At 64.3% G+C, this 26,030-nt stretch carries 26 protein-coding genes and 1 tRNA gene; 8 read left to right on the plus strand and 19 right to left on the minus strand.

Annotated elements, in window-relative coordinates:
- Positions 1 to 47: 47 nt before the first annotated feature.
- A complete protein-coding gene (locus tag AC0L30_RS05880; RefSeq protein WP_007602935.1) occupies positions 48 to 746 on the minus strand; it encodes a histidine phosphatase family protein in 699 nt (232 codons plus the stop codon).
- Positions 747 to 880: 134 nt separating this feature from the next.
- Here AC0L30_RS05880 and AC0L30_RS05885 point away from each other — a divergent pair, with 134 nt between their 5' ends.
- Together AC0L30_RS05885 and argE are read left to right on the plus strand one after the other, a co-directional pair.
- The gene (locus tag AC0L30_RS05885) at positions 881 to 1,666 is read left to right on the plus strand and encodes an SDR family NAD(P)-dependent oxidoreductase (protein ID WP_007602934.1); all 786 of its coding nucleotides are present in this window, start codon (positions 881 to 883) and stop codon (positions 1,664 to 1,666) included.
- A 377-nt stretch (positions 1,667 to 2,043) separates the two neighbouring features.
- Entirely contained in the window at positions 2,044 to 3,216 is a 1,173-nt protein-coding gene (gene argE / locus AC0L30_RS05890; RefSeq protein ID WP_473403975.1) for an acetylornithine deacetylase, read from the plus strand.
- Positions 3,217 to 3,356: 140 nt separating this feature from the next.
- Here the strand turns inward: argE and AC0L30_RS05895 are convergent, their stop codons facing one another.
- The 3 genes from AC0L30_RS05895 to AC0L30_RS05905 all read right to left on the minus strand — a co-directional run bounded on the left by AC0L30_RS05895 (position 3,357) and on the right by AC0L30_RS05905 (position 6,502).
- Positions 3,357 to 3,983 carry a LysE family translocator gene (locus AC0L30_RS05895; protein WP_007602932.1) on the minus strand — a complete coding sequence of 209 codons (627 nt, stop codon included), beginning with the start codon at positions 3,981 to 3,983 and terminating at the stop codon, positions 3,357 to 3,359.
- A gap of 92 nt (positions 3,984 to 4,075) precedes the next feature.
- Complete coding sequence (locus AC0L30_RS05900) at positions 4,076 to 5,134, minus strand: phosphotransferase family protein (protein WP_007602931.1); 1,059 nt, start codon at positions 5,132 to 5,134, stop codon at positions 4,076 to 4,078.
- Between the two features lie 132 nt (positions 5,135 to 5,266).
- Positions 5,267 to 6,502 (minus strand): acyl-CoA dehydrogenase family protein, encoded by a 1,236-nt coding sequence (locus AC0L30_RS05905; protein WP_473403976.1) that lies wholly within the window; start codon positions 6,500 to 6,502, stop codon positions 5,267 to 5,269.
- 223 nt (positions 6,503 to 6,725) lie between these two features.
- Here AC0L30_RS05905 and AC0L30_RS05910 point away from each other — a divergent pair, with 223 nt between their 5' ends.
- A complete protein-coding gene (locus AC0L30_RS05910; RefSeq protein WP_007602929.1) occupies positions 6,726 to 7,388 on the plus strand; it encodes a TetR/AcrR family transcriptional regulator in 663 nt (220 codons plus the stop codon).
- A 175-nt stretch (positions 7,389 to 7,563) separates the two neighbouring features.
- On the opposite strand, the gene AC0L30_RS05915 is transcribed toward AC0L30_RS05910, so the two are convergent.
- The 6 genes from AC0L30_RS05915 to AC0L30_RS05940 form a co-directional block, all read right to left on the minus strand.
- Positions 7,564 to 7,968 (minus strand): RidA family protein, encoded by a 405-nt coding sequence (locus tag AC0L30_RS05915; RefSeq protein WP_007602926.1) that lies wholly within the window; start codon positions 7,966 to 7,968, stop codon positions 7,564 to 7,566.
- 96 nt (positions 7,969 to 8,064) lie between these two features.
- Positions 8,065 to 8,280: a hypothetical protein gene (locus AC0L30_RS05920; protein WP_007602925.1), complete on the minus strand. Its 216-nt coding sequence runs from the start codon at positions 8,278 to 8,280 to the stop codon at positions 8,065 to 8,067.
- A 191-nt stretch (positions 8,281 to 8,471) separates the two neighbouring features.
- Entirely contained in the window at positions 8,472 to 9,701 is a 1,230-nt protein-coding gene (locus tag AC0L30_RS05925; protein ID WP_007602924.1) for a CaiB/BaiF CoA transferase family protein, read from the minus strand.
- A 170-nt stretch (positions 9,702 to 9,871) separates the two neighbouring features.
- Entirely contained in the window at positions 9,872 to 11,077 is a 1,206-nt protein-coding gene (locus AC0L30_RS05930; RefSeq protein ID WP_473403977.1) for an MFS transporter, read from the minus strand.
- A gap of 113 nt (positions 11,078 to 11,190) precedes the next feature.
- Positions 11,191 to 12,039, minus strand: coding sequence for a 3-oxoadipate:acetyl-CoA acetyltransferase (locus AC0L30_RS05935; RefSeq protein WP_007602922.1), 849 nt, complete (start codon positions 12,037 to 12,039; stop codon positions 11,191 to 11,193).
- A gap of 105 nt (positions 12,040 to 12,144) precedes the next feature.
- Positions 12,145 to 13,536 carry an MFS transporter gene (locus AC0L30_RS05940; RefSeq protein ID WP_219683769.1) on the minus strand — a complete coding sequence of 464 codons (1,392 nt, stop codon included), beginning with the start codon at positions 13,534 to 13,536 and terminating at the stop codon, positions 12,145 to 12,147.
- 368 nt (positions 13,537 to 13,904) lie between these two features.
- Here AC0L30_RS05940 and AC0L30_RS05945 point away from each other — a divergent pair, with 368 nt between their 5' ends.
- Both AC0L30_RS05945 and AC0L30_RS05950 read left to right on the plus strand, forming a co-directional pair.
- On the plus strand, positions 13,905 to 14,162 hold the full coding sequence (locus AC0L30_RS05945; RefSeq protein ID WP_007602915.1) for a type II toxin-antitoxin system Phd/YefM family antitoxin: 258 nt from the start codon (positions 13,905 to 13,907) through the stop codon (positions 14,160 to 14,162).
- Positions 14,159 to 14,542: a type II toxin-antitoxin system VapC family toxin gene (locus AC0L30_RS05950; protein WP_473403978.1), complete on the plus strand. Its 384-nt coding sequence runs from the start codon at positions 14,159 to 14,161 to the stop codon at positions 14,540 to 14,542. The genes AC0L30_RS05945 and AC0L30_RS05950 overlap by 4 nt, the downstream gene beginning before the upstream one ends.
- 58 nt (positions 14,543 to 14,600) lie before the next feature.
- Here the strand turns inward: AC0L30_RS05950 and AC0L30_RS05955 are convergent, their stop codons facing one another.
- From AC0L30_RS05955 to AC0L30_RS05980, 6 genes are all read right to left on the minus strand, one after another.
- Positions 14,601 to 14,771: a hypothetical protein gene (locus AC0L30_RS05955; protein WP_219683770.1), complete on the minus strand. Its 171-nt coding sequence runs from the start codon at positions 14,769 to 14,771 to the stop codon at positions 14,601 to 14,603.
- A 35-nt stretch (positions 14,772 to 14,806) separates the two neighbouring features.
- Positions 14,807 to 15,010, minus strand: coding sequence for a hypothetical protein (locus tag AC0L30_RS05960; RefSeq protein WP_007611681.1), 204 nt, complete (start codon positions 15,008 to 15,010; stop codon positions 14,807 to 14,809).
- 18 nt (positions 15,011 to 15,028) lie between these two features.
- Positions 15,029 to 16,363 (minus strand): PQQ-dependent sugar dehydrogenase, encoded by a 1,335-nt coding sequence (locus tag AC0L30_RS05965; RefSeq protein WP_473403979.1) that lies wholly within the window; start codon positions 16,361 to 16,363, stop codon positions 15,029 to 15,031.
- Positions 16,360 to 16,752: a DUF2231 domain-containing protein gene (locus tag AC0L30_RS05970; protein ID WP_473404056.1), complete on the minus strand. Its 393-nt coding sequence runs from the start codon at positions 16,750 to 16,752 to the stop codon at positions 16,360 to 16,362. Before AC0L30_RS05970 ends, AC0L30_RS05965 begins: the two co-directional genes overlap by 4 nt.
- Before the next feature lie 424 nt (positions 16,753 to 17,176).
- Positions 17,177 to 17,250 (minus strand) — tRNA-Gly (locus AC0L30_RS05975).
- Positions 17,251 to 17,603: 353 nt separating this feature from the next.
- Complete coding sequence (locus AC0L30_RS05980; RefSeq protein ID WP_473403980.1) at positions 17,604 to 20,021, minus strand: ATP-binding protein; 2,418 nt, start codon at positions 20,019 to 20,021, stop codon at positions 17,604 to 17,606.
- Positions 20,022 to 20,434: 413 nt separating this feature from the next.
- Here AC0L30_RS05980 and AC0L30_RS05985 point away from each other — a divergent pair, with 413 nt between their 5' ends.
- On the plus strand, positions 20,435 to 21,148 hold the full coding sequence (locus AC0L30_RS05985; protein WP_354158835.1) for a substrate-binding periplasmic protein: 714 nt from the start codon (positions 20,435 to 20,437) through the stop codon (positions 21,146 to 21,148).
- Positions 21,149 to 21,197: 49 nt separating this feature from the next.
- On the opposite strand, the gene AC0L30_RS05990 is transcribed toward AC0L30_RS05985, so the two are convergent.
- Positions 21,198 to 21,389, minus strand: coding sequence for a hypothetical protein (locus tag AC0L30_RS05990; RefSeq protein WP_473403981.1), 192 nt, complete (start codon positions 21,387 to 21,389; stop codon positions 21,198 to 21,200).
- Between the two features lie 197 nt (positions 21,390 to 21,586).
- Here AC0L30_RS05990 and AC0L30_RS05995 point away from each other — a divergent pair, with 197 nt between their 5' ends.
- Entirely contained in the window at positions 21,587 to 21,973 is a 387-nt protein-coding gene (locus AC0L30_RS05995) for a YciI family protein (protein ID WP_007611703.1), read from the plus strand.
- Positions 21,974 to 21,982: 9 nt separating this feature from the next.
- On the opposite strand, the gene AC0L30_RS06000 is transcribed toward AC0L30_RS05995, so the two are convergent.
- The gene (locus AC0L30_RS06000; RefSeq protein ID WP_473403982.1) at positions 21,983 to 22,573 is read right to left on the minus strand and encodes a TMEM175 family protein; all 591 of its coding nucleotides are present in this window, start codon (positions 22,571 to 22,573) and stop codon (positions 21,983 to 21,985) included.
- A 128-nt stretch (positions 22,574 to 22,701) separates the two neighbouring features.
- On the opposite strand from AC0L30_RS06000, the gene AC0L30_RS06005 reads away from it, so the two are divergent.
- On the plus strand, positions 22,702 to 24,759 hold the full coding sequence (locus tag AC0L30_RS06005; protein WP_473403983.1) for an ATP-dependent helicase: 2,058 nt from the start codon (positions 22,702 to 22,704) through the stop codon (positions 24,757 to 24,759).
- Between the two features lie 6 nt (positions 24,760 to 24,765).
- Here the strand turns inward: AC0L30_RS06005 and AC0L30_RS06010 are convergent, their stop codons facing one another.
- Complete coding sequence (locus tag AC0L30_RS06010; protein WP_473403984.1) at positions 24,766 to 26,013, minus strand: metal-dependent hydrolase family protein; 1,248 nt, start codon at positions 26,011 to 26,013, stop codon at positions 24,766 to 24,768.
- Positions 26,014 to 26,030 lie beyond the last annotated feature (17 nt).

The following is a 26,030-nucleotide window of genomic DNA, read 5'->3' on the forward strand; positions in this document are numbered from 1 at the left end:
CATTGTCATTCCGGGGCGGCGAAGCCGAACCCGGAATGACTGCTCAGTCAGGCGAGCTTCTTGACTTCCGGTCCCGCGGGTTGATGCATCGCTGCGTGCGCGTCGTCCGCGATCCACGGCTGCTGGTTCACCATCGGCAGCCGCCAGACACTGCGTTCAGGGCTTGCGAAATAGTCGAGCCGCGTCACCGAGCAATTGTCGATATCGAATGCGAGTCCCCGCTCGGGCTGATTGTCGAGCGCCAGCCCCAACGCCGCCTTGATGGTGCCGCCATGTGCGACGGCGATCACGTCCTGCCCGGCTGCCTCGAGATTGATCCGATCGATGACGCGGCGGGCCCGGTTGTAGAGATCCATGAAGCTCTCACCGCCGGGCGCGGGCTCGTTGATGTCGGCAAACCAGCTCGATCCAACGGGACGGCTGGCGATGAACTCGGCGCGATTCATGCCCTGCCATCGCCCGAGATTTTGTTCGGCGAGGTCCGCTTCCCATGTCATCGCCGCAGGCCTCGGGAAGCCGGCCGCCCAGATGGCTTCGGCGGTCTGATGCGTGCGCATCAGATTGCTCGAATACCAGACCGCCTTGCGTGGCAGCACCTTGGCAACAGCATTGAAGACGTAGGTATCGCTGGTGTCGCAGGCGAGATCAGACTGACCGTAGATGTTGCCGCCGTCATTGCGCACGGGCGCGTGACGGACCCACCACCAGCGTGTCGTCACCACTTTGGGCTTGTCTGCACCTGCCATCGAAACCCTTCCATCCCGTTTGATGTCGCTGTACGTCAGTAGCGAACGTGTCTCAAGACACTTTACCGTTTGAAATCTTGTTTGAAATTCCGTCGCGCGGCAAGCGTCGCGTGCGAACCAAAGGGAGAAACCGCATGGGCCGTCTGCAAGGCAAATCCGTCATCATCACCGGTGCCGGCAGCGGCATCGGCCGCGCGGCCGCGCTGCTGTTCACCAGAGAAGGCGCCAAGCTGATCGCGGTCGATCGCACCGAGGCGGTGAAGGAGACCGTCGACGAGGTGAAGATGGCCGGCGGTGTCGCGGAAGCGATGATCGCGGATGCAGGTTCCGAACAGGACGTCATGGCCGTGATCGACAAGGCGGTGAAGACGCACGGCCGGCTCGACGTGATCTGGGCCAATGCCGGCGTCTCCGGCGGACTCGTCCCGCTCGGCGAGCAGACCGTCGAGCAATGGCAGGAGGTCTTGCGCATCAATCTGATCGGGCCGTTTCTCGCGGTGAAGCATGCGATGCCGCATATGGTAAAGCAGCAGTCCGGCGCGATCGTGCTGACCGCGTCCGTCGCGGGCCTCAAGGCCGGCGCCAGCGGACATCCCTATGCCGCGAGCAAGGCCGGCGTCATCTCCCTGGTGCAGACCACCGCCTATTCGCTCACCGGCACCGGTGTGCGCATCAACGCGGTGTGCCCCGGACTGATCGAGACCGGCATGACCAAGCCGATCTTCGATCGCGCCAAGGAGCGCGGCACCGCCGACAAAATCGGCCAGCTCAATCCGCTCAAGCGTCCCGGCCAGCCGCACGAGCTCGCCGCGATGGGATTGTTTCTGGCCAGCGACGAGGCGTCGTATGTCAATGGCCAGGCCTTCCCGGTGGACGGCGGACTGACGGCGTCGATGCCCTATACGGGAAAGCCGGTTTAGTTCACGCGCTCTCGCGTCGCGGACGCGCCGCAACGTTCTTGGCGTTGCGCAGCGTCCGCGGCACGAGACAGGAGTTTTGTCGCGCAACTGCTTCAGCACCGTCATTGCGAGCGCAGCGGCGCAGCGAAGCAATCCAGAGTCTTTCCGCGGCCGCCCAGCGTTGACCGACAATTAGGGAGTTTTGCCCGACGGGCAATACAACGTCTCGTAGCCCGGATGAGCGAAGCGACATCCGGGATTCCGACCACGAGCTGTCCCGGGTATCGCTTCGCTCACCCGGGCTACGGGACCGACATGTTGATTTGCTCACAGGAGCACGACGTTGGTATGGTTCGTGCAAGCATCTCAGCTTCCATCCCCCTGACAAGAACGTGAAAATGCCGAGCTCAAGACCCGACCGTATTCGCAAGCTGCTCGCCGACCTCGTCGGCTTCGACACGATCAGCGATCGCTCCAACCTGCCCCTGATCGCGCATATTGAAAGCTATCTCGCCGCGCATGGCGTCAAGGGTGAGCGCATCGTCGACGAGACCGGACAGAAAGCCTCGCTATGGGTCACCATTGGACCCGAGGACCGCCCCGGCCTGGTGCTGTCGGGCCATACCGACGTGGTGCCCGTGATCGGCCAGGACTGGAGCCACGATCCGTTCAAGCTGGTCGAGCGCGAAGGCAGGCTCTATGGCCGCGGCACCACCGACATGAAGGGATTCGTCGCGGTGTGCCTTGCCATGGTGCCCGAGATGCTGGAGGCAAAGCTTGCGACGCCGATTCATCTCGCCATTTCCTATGACGAGGAGATCGGCTGCGTCGGCGTGCGGCCGATGCTGCGCGAGGTCGCAAAAAAACGGATCAAACCGCTCGGCGCCTTCATCGGCGAGCCGACCGAGATGAAGGTCATCATCGGCCACAAGGGCAAGCACGGCGTGCGCGCGACCTTCAAGGGCCTCGCCCGCCACTCCTCGATCGCGCCTGAGGGCGTGAATGCGATTGAATATGCGGCCGAGCTGATCGTCGAAATCCGCCGCCGCGCGCTGCAACTCGCAAGCACGAAAGCAACGAACAGCCTCTACGACGTTCCGCACTCGACGCTGCTCACCAGCATCGTCCATGGCGGCGCCGCGCTGAACATCGTGCCGGATAGCTGCACGGTGGATTTTGAATGCCGCGGCATCGGCATCGCCGAGTCGCGGGAGGTCACGGATGCGATCGTCGCCTGGGCCAAGGCGGAGATAGAGCCGGCGATGAAAAAGCAGAATCCGGAGTGCGGCATCGATTTCGAGGAGATCCTCGACTACCCCGCGCTCGACACGGCGGCCGATGCGACCATCGTCACGCTGGCCAAGAGCCTTGCGGGGCGCAACGACCACGCCAAGGTCGCGTTCGGCACGGAGGCAAGCCTGTTCGCCAGCATGGCCGATATCCCGTCCGTCGTGATCGGTCCCGGTTCGATCGCACAGGCTCATACACCGGACGAGTTCGTGGAAATCGCGGAGCTGGAGAAATGCGCAGGCTTTGTGGAGAAGCTGATCGCGCATTGCGCGAAGGGGTAAAGCTTCTCCTCGTCATTGCGAGCGAAGCGAAGCAATCCAGAATGGTTCCGCGGGGGCAGTCTGGATTTGCTTCGTCGCAAGAGCTCCTCGCAATGACGGGAGTATGTGGGGCAGCGCGTATCCCACGTGAGCGGTGCGCCTCATCGCTCCTGCAACGCCAGCCGCACGCCAATCGCGCAGTAGATGGTCCCGACCACCTTGCCCTGCCACTTAACCACGGCTGGATGGCGGCGTAGCAAATTGCCGAGGCGGCCGGCGCCGACGGCGAACACCACCGTGCTGACGAGGCCAAGCAACACGAACACAGCGCCGAGCAGCGCGAGCTGCAGCGTCGTCGAACCATGTTCGGGACGAACGAACTGTGGCAGGAACGCAAGGAAGAACAACGCGGTCTTCGGATTGAGCACCTCGGTCAGCACGGCCTGCCGGAATGCCCGCGCCGCGCTAATCGCGGGCGCGCCGCCATTCACCTCGAGCGGCGTCTTGTCGAGCATGGCGCGAATGCCGAGGTAGATCAGAAAGCCTGCGCCCGCGTATTTGACGACGCTGAACAGGAGCGCTGACGTTGCGAAGATCGCAGAGAGGCCGACGATTGCCATGGTGGTGTGGACCACGTCACCGGCCGCAATTCCCGCGCCCGTCGCGATGCCGACCCTGGTGCCCGAGCTCGCGGCACGCGCCATGGTGAGGAGTGTCGCCGGTCCGGGAATGAAGACGAAGCCGAGGACGATGAGGATGTAGGTGATGAGGGTGGCGTGATCAATCATGCGGGCAGCTCTCTCGTCATTCTGTCCCGTGTCCCGGACACGAGAGGAACGCAAGCAAAGGCGCGGCCATCAGCCGCGCCCCTTCGGATTCCTTAAACTGCGCCCGCCTTCTGCGCGTATTCCCATGACGACTTCGACAGCGGCACGGTGCGCTTGGCTGACTCCAGCGCCTTGGCGTTCGCGGCGGTGCCGTCGCGGACTCGGCCGGCGATTCCTTGCGTGATGCCGGCGAGGCGGAACAGGTTGTAAGCAAAATACCAGTTGAGATCAGGCACCGTCATCTTGGTGACGTTGCAATAGATCTGCGCGGCCTCATCCACGCTCGGAATGTTGAGCGCCTTGAGGTCGGCGCCGTCCAGGCCGGGCATGACCCACTGCATCAGCAGATAGGTGAAGTCGGCCATGGGATCGCCGAGGGTCGACAATTCCCAATCGAGCACGGCCTGCACGCGCGGTTCCGTCGCATGGAAAATCATGTTGTCGAGGCGATAGTCGCCGTGGACGATGGAGACACGGGCCTGCTCCGGCACGGTCTTCGGCAACCATTCGGCGACCTTCTCGAACTCCGGGATGGTCTGGGTCTCGGACGCGCGATACTGCTTGGTCCAGCGATCGATCTGGCGCGCGAAATAATTGCCGGGCTTGCCGAAGTCGCCAAGACCGATTGCGACGGGATCGAACATATGGAGCTTGGCCAGCGTCTCGATCTTGCTGGCAAAGATTTTTCGACGATCTTCCGGCGTCTGGCTCGGCAGCGTCGGATCCCAGAACACCCGGCCGTCTTCCATCGACATGATGTAGAAGGCCGAACCGATGATGCTGTCGTCCTGGCACAGCGCATAGGCCTTCGCGACCGGAAAGCCCTGCTTTCCCAGCGCCGCGATCACCCGATATTCGCGATCGACCGCATGCGCCGACGGCAACAATTTGCCGAACGGTTTTCTGCGCATCACATAGGAGCGGTTCGGCGTGTCGAGCCGGTAGGTCGGGTTGGACTGGCCACCCCTAAACTGGAGGACGACCAGCGGTCCCTCATAGCCTTCGACGTTGTCGCGCATCCAGGCTTCGAGCCGCATCTCGTCGATACGATGACGCTCCTCGACGGGCTTGGTACCCGAGAATTCTTCGTCTTTCCTGACGCCGTCAGCCACGATGACGCTCCCTCTTCAGTCCGGACATGATCCTAATCGGTAACCCCCAGCGCACTTGCGTCAAGCGGTCATCCGATCACGGATCATGCCCTGTCGTTTCTTCAAATCGGGAGCGCCAGCATGCTCTCCCGCTTAATGACTGGAAGAGTTTGCATACTTCCGAACCTCGAGCCTGGCAATGGCGCGATTGTGCACCTCGTCCGGGCCGTCGGCGAGACGGAGCGTGCGGATGTGGGCGTAGTCCTTGGCAAGGCCGGCTTCGTCCGAGACGCCTGCACCGCCAAAGGCCTGGATCGCCTCGTCGATGATCTTCAGCGCCATGTTGGGGGCTGCGACCTTGATCATGGCGATCTCGGCCTGCGCGGTCTTGTTGCCGACCTTGTCCATCATGTCGGCGGCCTTGAGGCACAACAGCCGCGTCATCTCGATATTGGTGCGGGCCTCGCCGATGCGCTGCTCCCACACCGAATGCTCGACGATCCGCTTGCCGAAAGCGGTGCGCGAGGTGAGCCGCTTCACCATCTTCTCCAGCGCCTCCTCGGCCTTGCCGATGGTGCGCATGCAGTGATGGATGCGGCCGGGACCGAGGCGGCCCTGTGCGATCTCGAAGCCGCGGCCCTCGCCGAGCAGGATGTTCTCCTTCGGCACCCGCACGTTCTCGAGCAGCACCTGGGCGTGGCCATGCGGCGCGTCGTCGAAGCCGAACACGGGCAGCATCTTCTCGACCTTGATGCCGGGGGTGTCGAGCGGAACCAGAATTTGCGACTGCTGCTGGTGCTTGGCCGCCTTGAAATCGGTCTTGCCCATCAGGATCGCGATCTTGCAGCGGGGATCGCCGACGCCGGACGACCACCATTTGCGGCCGTTGATGACGTAGTGGTCGCCGTCGCGCGCGATGCAGGTCTCGATGTTGGTGGCGTCAGACGAGGCCACGGCCGGCTCCGTCATCAGGAAGGCGGAGCGGATTTCGCCGTCCATCAGCGGACGCAGCCATTTGCGCTTCTGCTCCTTGGAGCCGTAGCGCATGAACACTTCCATGTTGCCGGTGTCGGGCGCGGAACAGTTGAAGACTTCCGAAGCCCAGGAGATGTGGCCCATCTGCTCCGAGAGCAGCGCGTATTCAAGATTGGTCAGTCCCGCGCCGCGGAATTCGTCGTCCTCATGCTCGTTCGGCGGCATGAACATGTTCCAGAGGCCTTCGGCCTTCGCCTTCTTCTTGAGATCCTCGAGAACCGGGATCACCTTCCAGCGTTCGCCCGTGCGATCCTGCTCATCATAGACCGGCACCGCCGGGCGCACGTGCTTGGTCATAAAAGACCGCACGCGGTCGAGCCATTCCTTCTGCTTCGGCGACAGATCGAAATCCATGGGACGCTCCTCGTCTTTGCCAACTTGATTTGGCGAACTTGTTTTGCGCCGGACTGTCCACCCGCATTGTGCGACCCGCAAGTGCGAATGCGCGGCTTGCGGATGCTCCGGAACCCACTCGCGCATTTGCGAACGAGTCCCGATTGCGGATTGACTTTGCCGGCCTTCAAACGATAGTTTCATACAACTGTTTGAATTGCAACTCCCTCCCCGAGGGGCTCCCATGGCCAGCGATCATACCCGGACTGCCATCCTCGCCGCCGCCGAACGGCTCTATGCCGACCGCGGGTTCGGCGACGTGACGCTGCGCGACATCGTCGCGGAGGCCAACGTCAACCTCGCGGCGGTGAATTATCATTTCGGCTCGAAGGACGAGTTGATCGCGGAGCTGTTCGTGACACGCTCGATCGCCACCAACCGCGAGCGCCTGCGCGAATTGAAGGCGGCGGAAGAACAAGGCGGCGGCCGCGCGCCGATCGAGGTGATCCTGCATGCCCTGGTCGGCCCGACGCTGCGCGGCTGCCTTGGCCCCGAGAACCAGCGCTCGACCGCGGCGCGCTTCATGATCCGCGCCTCGATCGAATCCGTGCCGCCGATCCGCCGCATCAAGAACCGCGAGATCGACCATTTGCGCAAGTTCGCCGGCGCGATGCGAAGGTCCCTGCCCGACCGCAGCGACATCGATATCTACTGGGGTCTGAATTTCGCGCTCGCCATGGCGCACCACACCATCCGCGAGGGCGAGCGGCTAACGAAATTATCGGAAGGCAAATGCGATCTCGACGACGTCGAGGACGTGGTCGCGCGCGTGGTCAGCGTGGCGACGATGGCGCTGACGGCGGGACGGACAGAGGCGAAGGCGCCGCCAAAGGTGGCGGCGCGCTAGCACAACTCGTTGCCGCACTAACGGTGCGCTCCCTCGCCCCGTTCTTACGGGGAGAGGGTTGGGGTGAGGGGCCTCTCTCCGCGCATGAGATCGTCGAGGGACCTGCACCCCCTCACCCGGATCGCTGACGCGATCCGACCTCTCCCCGCGAGCGGGGCGAGGTAAGTAAGCGCGGTCACATCATCGCGATGCAGTCGATCTCGACGTCGAAGGGGCCGAACCATTCCGGCGTGCAGACGAAGATCCGCGCCGGCGGATCGCGCGGGAAATAGCGCGCATAGACGGCGTTGAACGCGGCGAAGTGTTTGGTCGAGGTGCAGTAGACGTTGCACTTCATGACATTGTCGAGGCTCGCGCCCGCCGTCTGAAGGCACAGCTTCATCTGCTCCATGATCAGTTCGCTCTGCCGCTCGATCGGCACGTCCGCGATCTCGCCCGTCTCGGGGTCGAATGGCGGCAGGCCGGCGACGAAGATCATGTTGCCGGCGCGCGTGACCGGCGAGACCGGGGCTTTCCAGCGGTCGAGGAACGTCGAGATCGGGTCGACGCGGAGCGCTTCGCGTTTAATTTCGAGATTCATGGGCGGTCACCTTCGGTGCAAGCGAGATGACGGCTTGCTACATCATCATGCAGCCGTCATGCTTCGCTTCTGATCGAAGTTTGCCCGCCGAGCCGCCTAGGCGTGCTGCGGCATCTCCTCGGCCTCTTCCTTGGCGAGCAGCAGCAGCATCTCGATGCCCATGTCGCCTTCCTGCGGCGAGCGGATGAACTTTATTTCGTCGGCGCTTTGCCGCAATGCGGCAACGATCGCGACGGCTTGGTTGGCCGTTGCCGCCTCGGTCGCCAGAATTGCCTTCTGGTTCTTGGCCTGAAACCCGATCGTGTAGGACATGCGTTCCCTCCCGGACTGAGTGGACCGATCGAATCTGAGTCGCGCGCCAAGCGGAAGCCTGTGTGAGTACGGACCGGGATTATCTGGGGATTGCGCGCAAGGCTCGCACAAGGCCGCAGGCGCGTCATGCTGACGTCACTTTTTTATCCAAATGGCGATCAGGCCAAACTGCGAGGGCCGCTTCGCCGAAGCTAGATAATGCCCTGCTGCTTCAGTGCCTCGATCTTGCCGGCATCGTAGCCGAGCTTGCCGGCGAGCACCTCCTGGGTGTGCTCACCCAGCAGCGGCGGGGCGCGGTAATCCTTGATCGGGGTTTCCGAGAGCGTCAGGGCGTTGCGGATCAGCGAGAGATCGGGCTGGAAGGGATGGTCGACCTTCACCCGCATGCCGCGCGACTGGACGTGCGGATCCGAAAACACCTGCTCGAAATTGTTGATCGGGCCCGAGGGCACGCCGGCCTCCTCCAGCTTCTCCAGCCAGTAGGCGACCGGCTGCTTCAGGAACAGGCCGGCGAAGATCGCCATGATCTCCTTGCCGTGAACGACACGGTCGTTGTTCTTGAGGAAGCGCTTGTCGTTGGCGAGCTCGGGCTCGCCGAGCACGGCGCAGGTGCGCTGGAACTGGCCGTCATTGCCGACCACCAGCATCAGCTCGCCGTCGGTGCAGCGGAACACGCCGGCCGGCATGCCGCCATTGCCCCAGGTACCGCGGCGCGGCGGCGTCTTGCCGTTGACGAGGTAGATCTGCAGCCAGTGCGACAACGATGCGATGACGGTGTCGAACAGGCAGACGTCGATATGCTGTCCCACGCCGTCATTGGCGTCGCGATGATAGAGCGCCGAGAGAATCCCGATCGAGGTGTTCATGCCGGTCATGTAGTCGACGATCGAGGGGCCGACCTTCATCGGGCCCTCGCCGGGCTCGCCGTCGATATGGCCGGTGACGCTCATCAGGCCGCCCATCGCCTGCAGGATGGCGTCGTAGCCGGCGCGCGGCGCATAGGGGCCGGTCTGGCCGAAGCCGGTCACCGAGCAATAGATAATGCCGGGATTGATCGCCTTGATGGTCTCGTAGTCGAGGCCGTAGCGCTTGAGATCGCCGACCTTGTAGTTCTCCATGAAGACGTCGACGTCCTTGGCGAGCTCACGGATGATCGCCTGCCCCTCGGGCTTGGCGATGTTGACCGTGACCGACTTCTTGTTGCGGTTGGCGCAGAGGTAAAACGAGTTGTTGTTGTTGGCTCCGCCATCAGGGTCGGTCAGATAGGGCGGGCCGAAGGCGCGCGCGTCGTCGCCGGTGCCCGGCCGCTCGATCTTGATCACCTCCGCGCCCAAATCGCCCAGCATCTGGGCCGACAAGGGCCCGGCAAGCACGCGGGTGAGGTCAAGGATCTTGATGCCTGAGAGCGGCAGGGCCGACATGTCGAATTCCTCCGGGAACTGGATCTTGGCGCGGCCGCGAGATCGCGGGCCGCGCTCCCTGCGGATACACCATTTTGGCGGCCCGAGCACTGCACTGTGGGCATACGGCCATCCGCCCGCCCGCCCGGCGCAGGTCATCCGCCCGGTGAATTTCCGCCGCGCGAATATTCTCAGGTCACGGCCGCTGCGGCCACCTGCGGCCGTCGGCGGCCGAGCAGGACCAGGATCAGCACCGTGGCGCAGGAGCAGACCAAGGTGAGACCGAGCGCGCCGCGGCTGCCAAACTGGGTGAGCAGGCCGACAAGGAGCGGCGGCGAAACCGCGGATGCGAGATTGAGCGGCAGCGCGATCATCGACATCGCCTTGGCGAACTCGGTCTGATCGTAGAACACGAGCGGGATCGTCGCCCGCGCCACCGCCATTGCACCGCTGCCGGCGCCATAGAGCAGGATGAAGGCCGCAACCGCCCAGGTCGCGCCCTCGCTCGTCATCAGCAGCAGCATGGCGACCGGGAGCGCCGTACCGGCAACGAGCCCGGTCGTGATTCCATCCCATCGCCCTCCGCCGAGAAAATCGAGCCCGCGGGCGCTGACCTGGATCACGCCCAGCATCGAGCCGAACGCAAGCGCCTGCGCCGGGGGAAGCCCCTCCGCCCGGAGCAACTCGATCATGATGGCGCCGATGCCGAAATTGACGAAGGCGTTCAGTGTGATCGCGGCGGCGACGAGGCTGAAGGTGCTCCTGGGAATCGCAGGCGGCGGCGAAGACTTCACCGGCTCACCACCACGATCACCGACGATTTTCCGGCGCGGTGCAAAGAATGCATAGAGCGGAAGGTTGATGACGATCATCATCGCCGCGTAGACGAGGCACGTGCCGCGCCAGCCGAGCAGACCGCTGAGGAACGACGTCGTCGGCCAGAAGATGCTGCTCGACAGGCCCGTCACCAGCATGAGCGCGCCGATCGCGTTCTTGGCCTGCCGCCCGGCGACCTCGTTCAGCATGATATAGGCACCGGTCGAAAGCGTGGCGCTGCCGGCGATGCCAAGGACGATCCAGGCCGCGAAATACAGCATCGGCTCGCGCGCGAGGGACAGCAGGATGAAGCCCGGCACGGTGAGGACCGTACCTGAGATCATCACCTTTCGTGCGCCGTGCCGCGCAAACGACTTGGCGAGCCAGGGCGCGCATAGCCCCATCGACACATAAAGAACGGACGTCCCGGCGAACACCGCCGGCAGGCTCATGCCGAGATCGGCCGCGAGATCGCGTCCGACAATGGCGGGAAGGCCGATCGTCCCCCACCCGACAAGCTGGGAGACCGCGAGCACCAGCAGGACCCCGATGAGCCTGCTGTCAGATTTCAGAAACCGCATTCCAATTGTCGCCTGCCCGGCGGCGCAGATCACGCCTGTGACGGCAGTCTTACCCGGAGACTCAGCGCACGGAAACGCCGGCCGACGAATGGCAGCAGGCGGCCGGGAGCATGTCAGGAGGCGGCAGGAGCTCCCTGCCCCGCGAGCCCGAGCAGGGATCGCGCCTCGGCCGCAGTCGCCACGCGCCTGCCGTGGCGCGCGACAGCCTCACCGGCGATGGCCACGAGCTCCGCGTTGCTGGCCGCAAGGCGTGCCTTGTCGATCCTGATATTGTCCTCGAGTCCGGTGCGAACCGCATCGGCGCCCCGCGCGAGCGCCCAGCCCATGACCTCGGCCTGGTGGCGTCCGATCCCGGCTGCCGTCCACGTCGCCTTCGGGATCAGCCGCCTGAGCTCTCCCAGCAGGATGTCGAGCACATGCTCGTCCGCGGGCATGGCGTTCTTGACGCCCATGACGAACTGCACGTGCGGACTGGAATCGATCAACCCCGCCTCGATCAGGCGGCGGGCGCCATGCAGATGCGACAAATCGAAGATCTCGATTTCCGGCCGGATGCCATTCGCCTTCATCCCGGTGGCGAGAGTCTCGACCAGCGCGGCACTGTTCTCGTAGACGATGGTCGGAAAGTTCACCGATCCCGTGGACAGCGAGGCCATGTCCGGCTTCAGATAGAGCGACGATCCGCGCGCCGAGGGATCGCGGCCCCGCCCGCCGGTCGAGAACTGAACGATCATCCCAGGACAGTGCTTTTTGATCCCCGCCTGCACCAGGGCGAAACGCTCGGGATCGGAGGACGGCGTCTCGTCATCGTTGCGCACATGGATATGGGCGAGCGTGGCACCGGCTTCGAACGCCTGGTGCGTCGACTCGATCTGCTCGGACGGCAGGATCGGGACGGCGGGATTGTCCTTCTTGCGCGGAACGGAGCCGGTGATTGCGACGGCAATGACAGCAGGGTTCATCTTGCAACCTCATATTGATTGCGCTCACGCGCACAAATTCGGATCGGCAGGCCCTGCCGCCGCGAACATCATCGATCGCGGCGGCAGTTGCCTCTATCATACGCGTCAGGTCCGAACCGTGGCAGCCCCGCTCACCGCATCGCCGGCGCGCTGACGGTCATAATCTGCCCGCGGCATCGGAACCGCATTGGGATTGCCGAGATCGTCGATCCTGATCCGATAGGTTTCCCGCGCGGTCAGGGCCGCCAGCGCGGCGATGATCGTGATAGCGAAGGCAATCGCCCCCACCGTCAACGGAATGTTGGTCGAGCCGGGAGGCGCGACGGTCGCAAACAGGGCCGGAAGCAATGCGGTGATGGTCGTGCCGATGTTCTGCGAGATCGCCATGGCCGACACGCGGGTGCGGGTCGGAAACAGCTCCGGGTAGAAGCTCGGGAAAATCGCGTTGTAGCCCTGATAGACGACGCCCCACATCAGCAGCGACACCAATATTGCGAGCGGCACATTCCTGATGCTGATGGCATAGAGATAACAAAAGGCGAGCAAGCCGGAGAGAAGCGCGCCTACGATGATCGGAGGCTTGCGGCCGACCTTGTCGGAGAGATTGCCGACGAAGGGAATGACGAACACGGCCAGCATGTTTCCGAGGACCGGGATCCACAGATAGACGTCCTTGGCAAAACCGATGCCGTAGGCGGGTTGGACCGCATAGGCCGCACCGAAGATGGTCGCGACCACTGGAATGACGTTCATCAGCGCCATGCAGATGACCCTGAGCATGTCGCGCCAGCTCAGCTTGATGGCCTGAACGATGGGCGCGCGCGGAGCTTCTCCCCGCTCGCCCTCGCGGGCAAAAGCAGGGGTCTCGTCGACTTCACGACGAATGATGTAGCCCGCGACGATGACGAAGAAGCTGAGCAGAAAGGGAATCCGCCAGCCCCAGCTGTTGAAGGCCTCGGTCGGCATATAGGCCGCCAACGGCAGGAAGATTGCTGCGGCGAGGATCTGTCCAGCCTGCACCCCCTGGAGGGCGAAGCTGGCATAGAAGCCCCGCCGACCGAACGGCGCGTGCTCCAAGATCATCGAGCTTGCGCCTGAGATTTCGCCGGCAACGGCAAATCCCTGCACGAGGCGCAGAATGACGAGCAGAATTGGCGCCAGGATGCCAACCTGCTGGTAGGTCGGCAAGATACCCACGGCCATCGTCGAGATGCCCATCAGGAACATGCAGATGATGAGAACCGTCTTGCGGCCATGGGTGTCGCCCCAATGTCCGAGCACGAAGGCGCCAATCGGCCGAGCCACGTACCCGACGCCATAGGTCGCCAGCGACGCAACGATCGCGACGGTGGGATTCTCCGACGGGAAGAAGATTTGCGGGAAGATCAGCGACGCGGCGGTCGCGTAGATGAAGAAGTCATAATATTCGAGAGCCGACCCGATCCAGCCGCTGGCAGCGGCTTTCCTGGACTGACTCATCTGATGGATCGCGGTCATCTCAAGATTCCTCCCTTGGGTTTTGCTGACGTCCCGTTGACGGGCTTCGCTCAAAATTGGGCAGCACTCTCCGGCCGCTCTGCGGAGTTTCGCGAGCGCTTGTCATGGCCGATGGGTGTCTGCTTGGTGGCGACGATAGGCTTTCGCCGGGCTAACACAATTACCCAGTTATGCGACAAACCTAACATGATGTTATTTGCGCGCCAGGCGCAGATCACGCCTCTAAGGTCCTCTTAGCTGCAAATCGCAGAATAGAGGAATGTCGGTTCCGAATGGTGTGGAGCGCCCTTCGCAGAACAGCGGGGTGAGGCGGTTGACATTGGACCATTGCATGGTCCATTTTATGAAACTTGAGGAAGGACAATGAGATGCGGGTCTCCGTCACCGACGCAAAAGGACAATTGACCGATCTTGTCCGCCGCGCAGAGGCCGGCGACGAGGTGATCCTGACGCGGCATGGACATCCCGCGGTGCGGCTCGTCCCGGTCAGGCTTCCGCCGGACCGCGCCGCCCGCCGGACCGTGCTCGAGGCGGCGCGAAGGACCGGCGGGGCCAAAGCTATCCCCGGACCGAGCGCCGCGCGCAGTCAGGACTTTCTTTTCGGCGATGACGGACTGCCGGAATGATCGCGCTCGATACCTCCGCGCTGATGGCGATCGTGCTCGACGAACCGCAGGCCGATGCTTGCATCACCGCGCTGGAAACCGCCGACGAAATCCTGATCTCGGCGGCCTCCGTTGCAGAAAGCCTGATCGTCGCGGCACGGCGGGGCGTCGACGAAGAGATGAACAAGCTGATCAACGATCTCGGTTTGAACGTGATCTCGGTGACCCAAGCATCGGCCGAACGCGTGGCGCAGATCTACTCGCGTTGGGGCAAAGGCATTCGTCCTGCCGGTCTCAACTTTGGTGACTGCTTCGCCTACGATGTCGCCAAGGAGCATGGCTGCGCACTGCTTTATGTCGGCGACGACTTTGCCAAGACGGATATCGTTGCGGCGGCGTAAGTCGACGACTGCCGGTGCGGCGACTTACCGGCCGAACAGAAAAGCCGCGGGGCACCCGTCAGGCTGTATGGCCGGGATCGACGTGCTTCGGCGTTTTCTTGTCGCGTTGGGGCGTCATCTTGGCCGGATCCGGCGCATCCGGCACGCCACGCGGCCCGAGCTGGTCGCGCTGAATGTCGTCTTCGGAGCGGGAGGGTTCAATGCCGTTCGGCTCACGGGGCTTGGTCATCGCAGCCTCCTGAAGTTTCTGCTCGGAGTGTCCGGTCAAATTCCCAGCGCGTTCTCGCCGGCTTCGCGGCCGGGCACGCTGACATGGACTTCGTGTCCCTCGCGAAGCGCCAGCGATGCTGCGGCAACCGCCGACTCGAAAGCCGCCTCCTTGGTGCTGTATCTGTTCTTGACGTCGCCGTCGTGCAGCACGCCCCATTCGTCCTGCACGGGCACGATCGTGTATTGAGCAAGGCCCATGGTGTAACTCCTCGAGATCTATCGTTGCGTGAGCTGCGGGTGCGCCGCCGTCACGCGCCAAACCGTGTTGCCGCTGTCATCGGCGACCAGCAGCGCGCCGGTCTTGTCGATGGCGACACCGACGGGCCGCCCGCGCGCGTGATTGTCGTTGTTGAGGAAGCCGGTGACGACATCCTGCGGCGGGCCGCTCGGCTTGCCGTCCGTGAACGGCACGAACACCACCTTGTAGCCGTTCAAGATCTGCCTGTTCCAACTGCCGTGCTCGCCGACGAAGGCGCCGCCGCGATAGGCGGGCGGCAAACTCGCGCTTGTGTTGAAGGCCATTCCAAGCGGCGCGACATGCGAGCTCAGCGCGTAGTCAGGCACGATCGCCTTGGCGACGAGATCGGGCCGCTCCGGCTTGACGCGAGGATCGACGTGCTGGCCGTAATAGCTGTAGGGCCAGCCATAAAAGCCGCCGTCCTTCACCGACGTCATGTAGTCCGGCACGAGATCGGGACCGAGTTCGTCGCGCTCGTTCACCACCGTCCACAGCGCCCCCGTCTGCGGCTCGAAGCTGAGGCCGTTGGGATTGCGCAAGCCGCTTGCGAAGATGCGCCAGCGGCCGCTGGCACGATCGACCTCGAGGATCGCGGCGCGATTGTGCTCGGCCTCCATGCCGTTCTCGGTAATGTTGCTGTTGGAGCCGACGCCGGCATACAACTTTGAACCGTCGGGGCTCGCGACCAGGCTCTTGGTCCAGTGATGGTCGATCGGTCCGCCCGGCAGCGGCGTCAGTACCGTGCCCGGCGCGGTGATCTTGGTATCGCCTTCGGTGTAGGGATATCTGACGATCGCATCGGTGTTGGCGACATAGAGATCGTTGCCGACCAGCGCGACGCCGAACGGCGAGTTGAGATGGTCGAGGAAGACGCTTTGCGTGTCCGGGACGCCGTCGCCGTTGCTGTCGCGCAGCAGCGTGATGCGGTTGCTCTCGCCGGTGTCGCCGCCTGATGTCGCCCAGGACTCGACATATCCCATCACGATTTCCTTGGGCCGCTTGATCGGAGCACCCTTCGGCGCCTTGGATTCCACCACCAGCACGTCGCCGTTGGGAAGCACGTAGAGAAATCGGGGGTGCTGCAAGCCGGTCGCGAAGGCCTTGGCCTGCAAGCCCTGCGCAACGGCCGGGGTCTCGTCCTTTTTCCAGCCGACGATGCGGGCGATGTGCATCGGGGGCAGCCAATATTGCTGGATGTCGGGCAACGTCGGGCTGGCGCCGGTTTGCGCCTTGGGATCGCCACTGCCGTCATTGCAGCCGGCGAGACACAGCAGCGAGGCGCACAACAGCGCCCTAGCGATTGCGGAGTTCATCGCGCAACTCCTACACCGTGGCGATACACCATGGCCCAGCCGAGCCAGCCGGTGACCGGCAGGATCAATACGGTGATGGCTGACAGAACGAGGCCGGTCGGCCACACCGAGGTCCAGGCATCGCGCGTGTGGATCAACGCATTGATGGTCGCCAGGACCAGCGCCAGCGCGTTGCCGATCAGATGCGGCCAGGCTGGCGCCTGTGCCCGCACCAGGCGGTTGCCGAGGAAATCGGTCAGGCCGGCGATGGCGGCCAGCACGCCGAAGATGACGCCGACGACCAGAAGCCAGGCCGAAAAATCCGCCCACATGATCTCGGCACTGACGACATAGGCGATGTCGGTCAGCAGCGCCCCGATGAAGCACGCGATCGGGATCGGCACCAGCATCGGATGAATCGGATGGCCTGCGATTTGCGCGGTCGAGCGCACACGCAAATTGTCTTCCACGATTGACCTCGTGTGACTTTCGCCCCGCCCGACGGCCAACTCATGCTGGCGGCGAAGGTTCCTACGCTTGCGCAGTCACCGGCGCGCCGCCTGATACGCCGCGGATGCATGCTTCCCCGGGCTAACCGACGATTTGCATCAGATGCACGCAGGCATCCGCCATGTCGTCGCGAGCTCGTGCCCTCGAAAAACGCAACGCAATTTGAACTCAGTGATCCCCGATCCCCGCAACGCCGATACCGGTTATCGCAATGCCGCCCACACCGTCACCGGCCGTCCTGTCGAAATGCCAAGCTCCAGCCGACATTTGGACTGACCTGCCCCCGGAGAGGGTCGGTCCATCGAGATGCAACAATTGTTGGGATGGAGCGGGTGAAGGGAATCGAACCCTCGTATTCAGCTTGGAAGGCTGCTGCTCTACCATTGAGCTACACCCGCGACAGGGGCTCCCTAACACGGCCGGGCGGCGGTCTCAACTGCCCAAGATCAACGGCCCAACACAAGATCAACTGCCCAAGAGTCGGCTTTCCAGCGCCTTCCCGGCCCTGCGAACAGCCGCTGGTTCCTCCCGACCCGCCTCCCCTTAACAACACCGGAATTGCTGCCTATATTGAAATCTTCCGCAACCAACGAAAGGAGGTGATCCAGTGTCTCTTACCAAGCGCTGTCACCTCGCTGGGATCGCCCGCTAAGCTTTGAATAAAGGCTTGGCATCGGGGCGCTCTCAGCCCTGGACCAGCGAGCAAGAAATCGGGCGCGACGGGGCCTTCCCGCCGCGCCTTTTTCGTAGGTCACGCGCCTGCTGCTCCGGCGGGCGGCTCGCCGGCGAGCACCTCGCGGACCCTCAGTGACAGATCCGCCTTCCGGTACGGCTTCCTCAGCAACGCAACGCCGGAACCGAGATGACCCTCGTGGTCGAGGGCGTTGTCGGTATAGCCGGACGTATAGAGCACCCTCATCCCCGGGCGGAGGCGCCGCACGGCCTCGGCCAATTCCTGCCCGTTCATGCCGCCGGGCATGATGATGTCGGTGAACAGCAGATCGAATTGGGCGCCCTGCTGCACCAGCGCAAGCGCGGTTGCGCCGTCGCCGGCTGCGAGGGTGCGATAGCCGAGGCTGCCGAGCTGGGCGATGACATAGCCCTGCACCAGCGGATCGTCCTCGACGACGAGAATCGTCTCGTGCCCGCGTGCCGCCGCGGGCGCCTGCAGTGGCCCGGTCCTGGTCTGCGCTCCGCCCGCAGATCGCGGCAGAAACAGCCGAATCACGGTGCCGCGGCCTTCCTCACTCTCGATCGCAACGCTGCCGCCGCTCTGCTTGGCGAAGCCGTAGACCATGCTGAGGCCGAGCCCGGTGCCGCGACCGACCCCTTTGGTGGTAAAGAACGGCTCGAACACGCGGTCGCGGAGGTCGGCGGGGATGCCATGACCGGTGTCGGCCACCGCGACCATGATGAAGGCGCCGCACGTAGCGTCGCCGTCACCGGCACCATCCAATTCGCGGTTTGCCGTCTCGAGCGTCAGCGTGCCGCCGCCAGCCATCGCATCGCGCGCATTGACGGCGAGATTGATGATCGCCGACGACAGCTGCGACGGATCGGCCATCGCCGCCCAGGCGTCGTCCGCGAGGCGGGTGACGATTTCGACGTTTCCGCCCAGGATCGGCTTCAACAGCTTCGCCGTCTCGAGCACGAGGCCGTTGACGTCAATCTCGCGCGGCTCCAGCGGCTGGCGACGCGCAAAGGTCAGGAGCTGTGAGGTGATCTCCGCGCCTCGCGCCGCCGCATCGTCGATGAGCTGGGCGATCGCGGCGAGGTCGGGCTTGTCCGCCAGCCCCTCACGGATGATCTCGATGGTGCCGGTGATGACAGTGAGCACGTTGTTGAAGTCATGCGCGACGCCGCCGGTGAGCTGACCGATCGCATCCATCTTCTGCGACTGACGAAGCCGCTCCTCGGTCTCGTGCTGCTCGGTCAGATCGGTGGCCGAACCACGATACCCCATGAAGCGTCCGTCGGCGCTGAACACCGGCCGGCCGTTGACGCTGAAATGGCGCGCACGGCCAGCCGCATCGCGGCCGCGATATTCGAACTTGCGGAACGGCTCGTGGCGATCCAGCGTCGCCAGGTGAGCGCGCCATTTCTGCGGCTCGGCATCGCGGTCGAAGGCGGCGTCTGAACGGCGCCTCCCGATCAGCGCCGTGTGGTCCATGCCGAAAGCATCGGCCCGATCTGAAATGTAGGTGAACACGTGATCCGGGCCGGTCTCCCAGAACCAGTCGGATGCGGTCTCGGCATAATCACGGAAGCGCTGCTCGCTCGCGCGGGCGTTCTCCTCGGCGCGCTGCCGGATCTTCAGGTCACGCTCGAGATTCCCATTGGCCTCGCGCAGCTCGCCATAGGCATGTTCGAGGTTGACGCACATGGCGTTGAAAGCAACGACCACCTTGTCCAGCTCGTCGGCCTCGTAAGGCGACCGGCGCTCCAGGCGCAGCGGCGGCGGCGGCCGTCCGAGGCTGTATTTGCCGACGTACTCGGCGATGGCGACGAGATGCCGGGTCACCAGCATATGAAACATGTAGATGATGAACAACGAGACGAGGAACGTCTTTGCCGCCTGGCTGGCCAGAATGACGAGGGCCCTGTTCAGCAATTGCTGATAGACGTCGGTCAGCGTCGCCTCGACCCGCAGCGTGCCGATGGCGCGCGAGGTCCCCTGCACCATGGTGCTCAGCGGAAATTCCCGGGTCATGATCGAACGGGTGTTTCGCTCGCCGACTTCGACACGGATCGGATTGGGCCGATCGACGATCTCGCGGACCTCCGCCGCACGGATGTCAGGCAGCCGTAGAATGCCATCGAGCTGGAGCTTGAGCTGGTTCTGGTCGAGATTCCATAGGCTCTCTCCGAGGCTGCCCGTGGTGCTGCGGCCGATCTCGTCCAGCCGCGTCTCGATCAGTCCGACCTCACGATTGTAATCCAGATAGAGCTGGAGCGCAGTCAGGGTCAGCGTCACGACCGATGAGAACAGCAGCACGGCGGCAAGCAGCCGGGGCCCGACGCCGCTGCGCGACCAGTTGAAGATCCGCGACACGAGCACCGCGAACATCGGAGGCGCGAGCGCGGCGCCGATGCCGGTCAAATCCTGCTTCGCAGCCACCGGCGCAATGGCGCGGCGGCGCTTGGTATCATCGTCACCTGCGTTGCCCATGCACCACGTCCCCGAAAATGGCGGCACCTGCTCAGCCTGCCGACCGCAACCGCGAGCAAAGTGAACGGTTGAGGCCCTGCCTCAGCACGCGGTGCGCGTGGCGATCCTGTCGGCCGATGATCTTATCGGCCCTTGATCCTGTCGGCCCTTGATCCTGTCGGCCCTTGATCCTGTCGGCCCTTGGGCGGCCTGAGTTCGACGGGGTCATATCTTGCGCCCAGCAGCAGGATTCCCGGGCAAAGTACCACCTCGCGTGCTAGAATGACATCGGTGAAAGCCCGGAGCCGCCCGCGCAGCGCGAACGTGCTGTCAACGTTGCGGACCGGCGCAGCTGCCATCTCCGGTAGATCGCGCGGCCCCGGAATCCGATGTTAGCAGGGCACGCCCAAAAGGCATGGCCAGGGAGATGCGTCATGAGGCGGATAGTCGTGGTCTGCCTGTTGCTGCTCGCGGCAGGCCCGTCGCAGGCGCAAGAAGTCATCCGGCTCGCACGCATCGCCGATATTCCCGATCAATATGTCGGCGGCGAGATGCTCCGCGCGGTCTATGCCAGGCTGAACATCAAGCTCGAATTCGAGGATGTCCCCGGCAAGCGCGCGCTCGCGCTGTCGAGCACCGGCCAGGTCGACGGCGAGGTCCAGCGGATCGGAACTCTCTCTCGCGACTACCCGACGCTGATCCAGGTGACACCTGCGATCAATTACATCGAGCCCGCTGTCTTCACCACGAAACTGCAGTTCGACGTCGCCGGCTGGAATTCAATCAGGGACTACAGCATCGGCATCGTACGCGGCGTCGGCTCGTCGGAAGCCGGTACGCGCGGCATGACCCGGGTCACGGCGACGACAAGCCTCGACAACATGGTCAAGATGCTCGATGCCGACCGCTTCGACGTGATGGTCACCGACCTCTTCAGCGGGTTGGCCGCGGTGAGGAAGCTCAATCTCCAGGCCAGGATCCATCCGCTCTCACCGCCTCTCGAGCGCATCAGCATCTACCACCATCTGCATGAACGGCATCGCGATCTCGTGCCGAAGGTCGGAAGGATGATCGAGCAGATGGAGGCGACCGGCGAACTCGCCCGGTTGCGGGAAACCCTGATCAAGCAGGTGCTGAGCGGGATGTGACACGCGGTCAGTTCGAGCGAGGCCGCCCCCTCACCGCTACCGCGGCGGCTTAGAAGCCGCAAACGCTCATTGCGCGCGGGCGCTTGCCGCGCCGGCTTTCGACGATGCGCTCGCCGCCGCTCTCGGCCGAGCTGCCGTAATAGCGGTGGTGGCCGCTCTGGTCGTGCAGATCCGCAGCGTCCGACTTTCCTGCCCGACGCGCGTCGCAGATGATCTTGCAGATGATCTTGATGGTCGACATGGCCGCCTCCGAAGTGTTCTTAGTGGCCATCAGTCGCGCCGATTTCGAGCGGCGTTCACACCTTTCGGCCGCAATCGGGTTTCGGGAAGGTTTCGTCGCCGCACCCCGCGACGCAATATTTTCCTCAAGCCCATTGTCGGCTGCGACGGTGGTGATACGTCCTTCGGACGCGCGCAGCGAAAATCAACGAGGTGACGATGCTTTACGCCATCCTGGCCTATCACGTGGAAGACGAGATCTTGTCCTGGACGCCCGAGAAGGACGCCGCGGTCGTGGCCAAAGTCATCGAGGTTCAGGCACCGCTGCGGGCAAGCGGGCATTTTGGCCCGGCCGCCCGCCTGGATGAGACCCGAAAGGCCCGCACCTTGCGTGGCCCCGGCGCGGGCGTCGTGCTGGACGGCCCGTTTGCCGAGACCAAGGAGCAGCTTCTGGGCTTCCACCTCGTCGAATACGACACCGATGAGGAGGCGATCGCGGCGGCGCGGACGTTGCGTCAGGTCAATCCGTCAGCCGTCTACGAAATCCGCCCGGTCAAGCTTTACGTGCCGGCCGACGGGTTCGGCGCGACACCGTCCGGCGAATGAGCGGCAGGCCTAATTGTCCGTCCCGGTCGGCCCGACATAGAAGCGCTGGATCAGCAGGCCGCCGAAGGCGATGAACCACACGAACGGCGCGACTTGCGGCGCGAACGCCGCAACGACCGTGCCCGGGATAAACACCAGCAGCGGAAACAGCGAGGCCATGATCTCGTGGCGCCAGCCGCCCAGGATCCTCCACCACAGCCAGGCATTGAGGCCGGCGATGGTGGTCAGGTGCACGCCGTAGAGCACGGCGACCGCACTGCTCGTGGGGTAGTTGGTGTAGAGGCCGTTGGTCACCGGCAGCAGCACGATCGAGAGCAGGAAGAACAGATTGAGGATCACCGCGCCGCGGCTGCCGACGGGCTGGCGCGCCAGCCGGCGGTGATGGCTGATCCAGAACACGCCGGCGATGATGAAGCTGAGCGCAAGACCCGCGAGCTTGCCGGAATAGACCCGGGCCAGATCGTTCCAGTCCGGCGCGCTGGTGAAGACCGCGGCCCTGGGCAGATCGTAGGCGAGCAGCGTCATGGCAACGCCAAAAATGGTGTTGCTGAGCGATTCCAGCCGTCGCATCTCGAACTGGTCGGATTTGAGCTCGGTCATGCCGGGTGGCGCTTTTTCGCAATGGAACCTTGGGCCGTCTTGTCCCTAGGTCTTAACATCGGTCCCGTCCAGACGCATTGCGATTCGCAGCGGGATCGCCGACTCTGGCTGTTTCACCGGGGCGATTCGTGGCGACATATCTGGACACGCTCAATGCGGAGCAGCGCCGCGCCGTGGAGCATGGTGTGGCCGATGGTGCGACCGCGGGCGCGCCCCTGCTCGTCATCGCCGGTGCAGGCTCCGGCAAAACCAACACGCTGGCCCATCGCGTCGCGCACCTGATCGTCGCGGGCAGCGATCCGCGCCGCATCCTCCTGATGACGTTCTCGCGGCGCGCCGCGGCCGAGATGGCCGGCCGGGTCGAGCGCATCGCCCGAAAAGTGCTTGGCGAGAACAACGCCGCGATCATGCGCGACGCGCTCAGCTGGGCCGGCACCTTCCACGGCATCGGCGCACGGTTGCTGCGCGAATATGCCGAGCGGATCGGCGTCGATCCTGCCTTCACCATCCACGACCGCGAGGATTCCGCCGATCTGATGAATCTGGTCCGGCACGAGCGCGGATTGTCAAAGACGGAGAGCCGCTTTCCCGCCAAAGGCACCTGCCTGTCGATCTACTCGCGCTGCGTCAACGCCGAGATGGAGATCGAGAAGGTGTTGGGGGCGCACTATCCCTGGTGCGCAGGCTGGGCGGCCGAGCTGAAGGGCCTGTTCGCGGCCTATGTCGACGCCAAGCAGACCCAGCACGTGCTCGATTACGACGACCTCCTGCTCTACTGGTCGCAGATGATGAGCGATGCGCTGATCGCGGAAGAAATCGGCGGCCGCTTCGATCACGTCTTGGTCGACGAATATCAGGACACCAATCGCCTGCAATCCTCGATCCTGCTGGCGCTGAAGCCGGACGGGCGCGGCCTCACCGTCGTCGGCGACGACGCGCAGTCGATCTATTCGTTCCGCGCCGCCACTGTCCGCAACATCCTGGATTTTCCGCAGAGCTTCTCGCCCCGCGCCGAGATGATCACGCTCGACCGCAATTACCGCTCGACGCAACCCGTGCTGGCGGCGGCCAACGGCGTCATCGGCCTGGCGCGCGAGCGCTTTACAAAGAACCTCTGGACCGACCGCGCCGCCACGCAAAAACCACAGCTCGTCACCGTGCACGACGAGGCCGACCAGGCCCGCTACATCGTCGAGCAAGTGCTGGCCAACCGCGAGCAAGGCGCGCTGTTGAAGCACCAGGCGGTGCTGTTCCGAACGTCCTCGCATTCGGGCCCGCTGGAGATCGAGCTCACCCGCCGCAACATTCCCTTCGTCAAGTTCGGAGGGCTCAAGTTTCTCGATGCCGCGCATGTCAAGGACGTGCTGGCACTGCTGCGCTTCGCTGAGAATCCGCGCGACCGCGTCGCCGGCTTTCGCATCCTGCATCTGTTGCCGGGCATCGGACCTGCGACGGCGCAGCGTGTGCTCGACCAGATGGCGGAGAGCTCCGATCCGCTCGCCGCGCTCGGCCAGCTCCCGGTGCCGCCGCGCACCGGCGCGGACTGGACCGGCTTCGTCCGCACCATCGAAAATTTGCGCTATTCGGAATGGCCGGCTGACCTCGAACGCGTGCGGCTCTGGTACGAACCGCATCTCGATCGCCTGCACGAGGATTCCGAGACGCGCCGCGCCGATCTGATGCAGCTCGAGCAGATCGCGAGCGGCTATGCCTCGCGCGAGAAATTCCTGACCGAGCTCACGCTCGATCCACCGGATGCGACCAGCGACAAATCCGGGCCACCCTTGCGCGACGAGGATTATCTGATCCTCTCCACCATCCACTCCGCCAAGGGCCAGGAGTGGAAATCGGTGTTCGTGCTCAACGTCGTCGACGGCTGCATGCCGTCGGATCTCGGCGCCGGCACCAGCGCCGAGCTCGAGGAGGAACGCCGCCTGCTCTATGTCGCGATGACGCGTGCCAAGGACGATCTGCACCTTGTGGTGCCGCAGCGCTTCTTCACCCACGGCCAGGCCGCCAAGGGCGACCGCCATGTCTACGCCTCGCGCACCCGCTTCATCCCGGAGCAGCTGGTCTATCTGTTCGAGCGCACCGCCTGGCCGAAAGCCGCCGCCGGCGCGGCCCGCTCGGCGGCGCAGGGCCCGAAGGTCGACATCGGCGCTCGAATGCGCGGAATGTGGCGGTAACGCCGGCTACGCGCCCAGCCGGTCGAACTGGACCTTGCCTGCCTTCATCACCATCGGGATGTGCTCGCCCTGGCCGAGCAGGCAGGCAACATCGCGCAGCGGATTGCCGTCGACCACCAGCAGGTCCGCAATGGCTTCGGGCATGATGCGCCCGAGCTTGCCCTCCATGCCGAGCACCTCGGCGCCGATCAATGTCGCGCTGGCGATGACGGCGCGCGGCCCGAGAATCTCGGCGCGGATGCGGAATTCGTCGCTCTGCAGACGCTGCGACGGTCCGAGCAGGTCGCTGCCGAACCCCATCTTCACGCCGGCATCGCGATAGATCGTGAGCGAACGCAGGCCGGCGTCGCGGACATCGGCGATCTTGGCCACGCTTTCGGGCGGCAGGCCGTATTGGGCGCCCTCGTTGGCCAGCGCCTCGTAGGTGACGAGCGTCGGCACCACATAGGCGCCCTTCTCGGCCATCAGTTGCGCGGTCGGAGCATCGACCAGATTGCCGTGCTCGATGGTGCGCACGCCGCAGCGAATGGCGCGTTCGATCGCAGCAGCGGTGTAGGCGTGGGCGAGCACATAGGTCTGACGCCCGCGCGCCTCCTCGACGATGGCGCGGATCTCGTCCTCGGAGTAGCCGAAGGCGCCGACCGGGTCGGTCGGTGAGGCGACGCCGCCGGAGGCCATGATCTTGATCTGGTCGGCGCCCATCTGGAGCTCTTCGCGGGCCGCCCTTCGCACGCCATCGACACCGTCGGCAACGCGCGCCAGCGCGCCGACACGCACGCAGCACGGGCACGGTGCGTCGCTGGCGAGGTAGTCCGAGCGGGCCCGCATGTCGCCGTGGCCGCCGGTCTGGCTGAGCGCACGTCCCGAGACGAACAGCCGCGGTCCGTCGGTGAGCCCGGTCTCGATCGCCTGCTTCAGCGCATGGCCGGCACCGCCGGCGTCGCGCACGGTGGTGAAGCCCCGCCGCAGCATGCCGCGCAGCAGCAGCGTCGAGCGTAGCGTCACCAGCACGTTGGGCATGTGCACCTGCTGCGCCAGATTGAGTTCGACGGCGATCGCATGCACATGCAGGTCGATCAGGCCGGGCATCAGCGTCTTGCCCTTCAGATCGATCGTGCGGTCGGCTTCCACCTGGAGCGGCCGATCGGAGACCTCCTTGATCAGACTGTCCTCGACCAGCACGTGATGTCCCTCCAGGAGGTCCGGCTGGAGCGGATCGAGCAGAGCGGCGTTCTTGAAGAGCACACGGGACATGACGACTTCCTGTCTGA

This window comes from Bradyrhizobium sp. MI1.11, assembly GCF_055811255.1.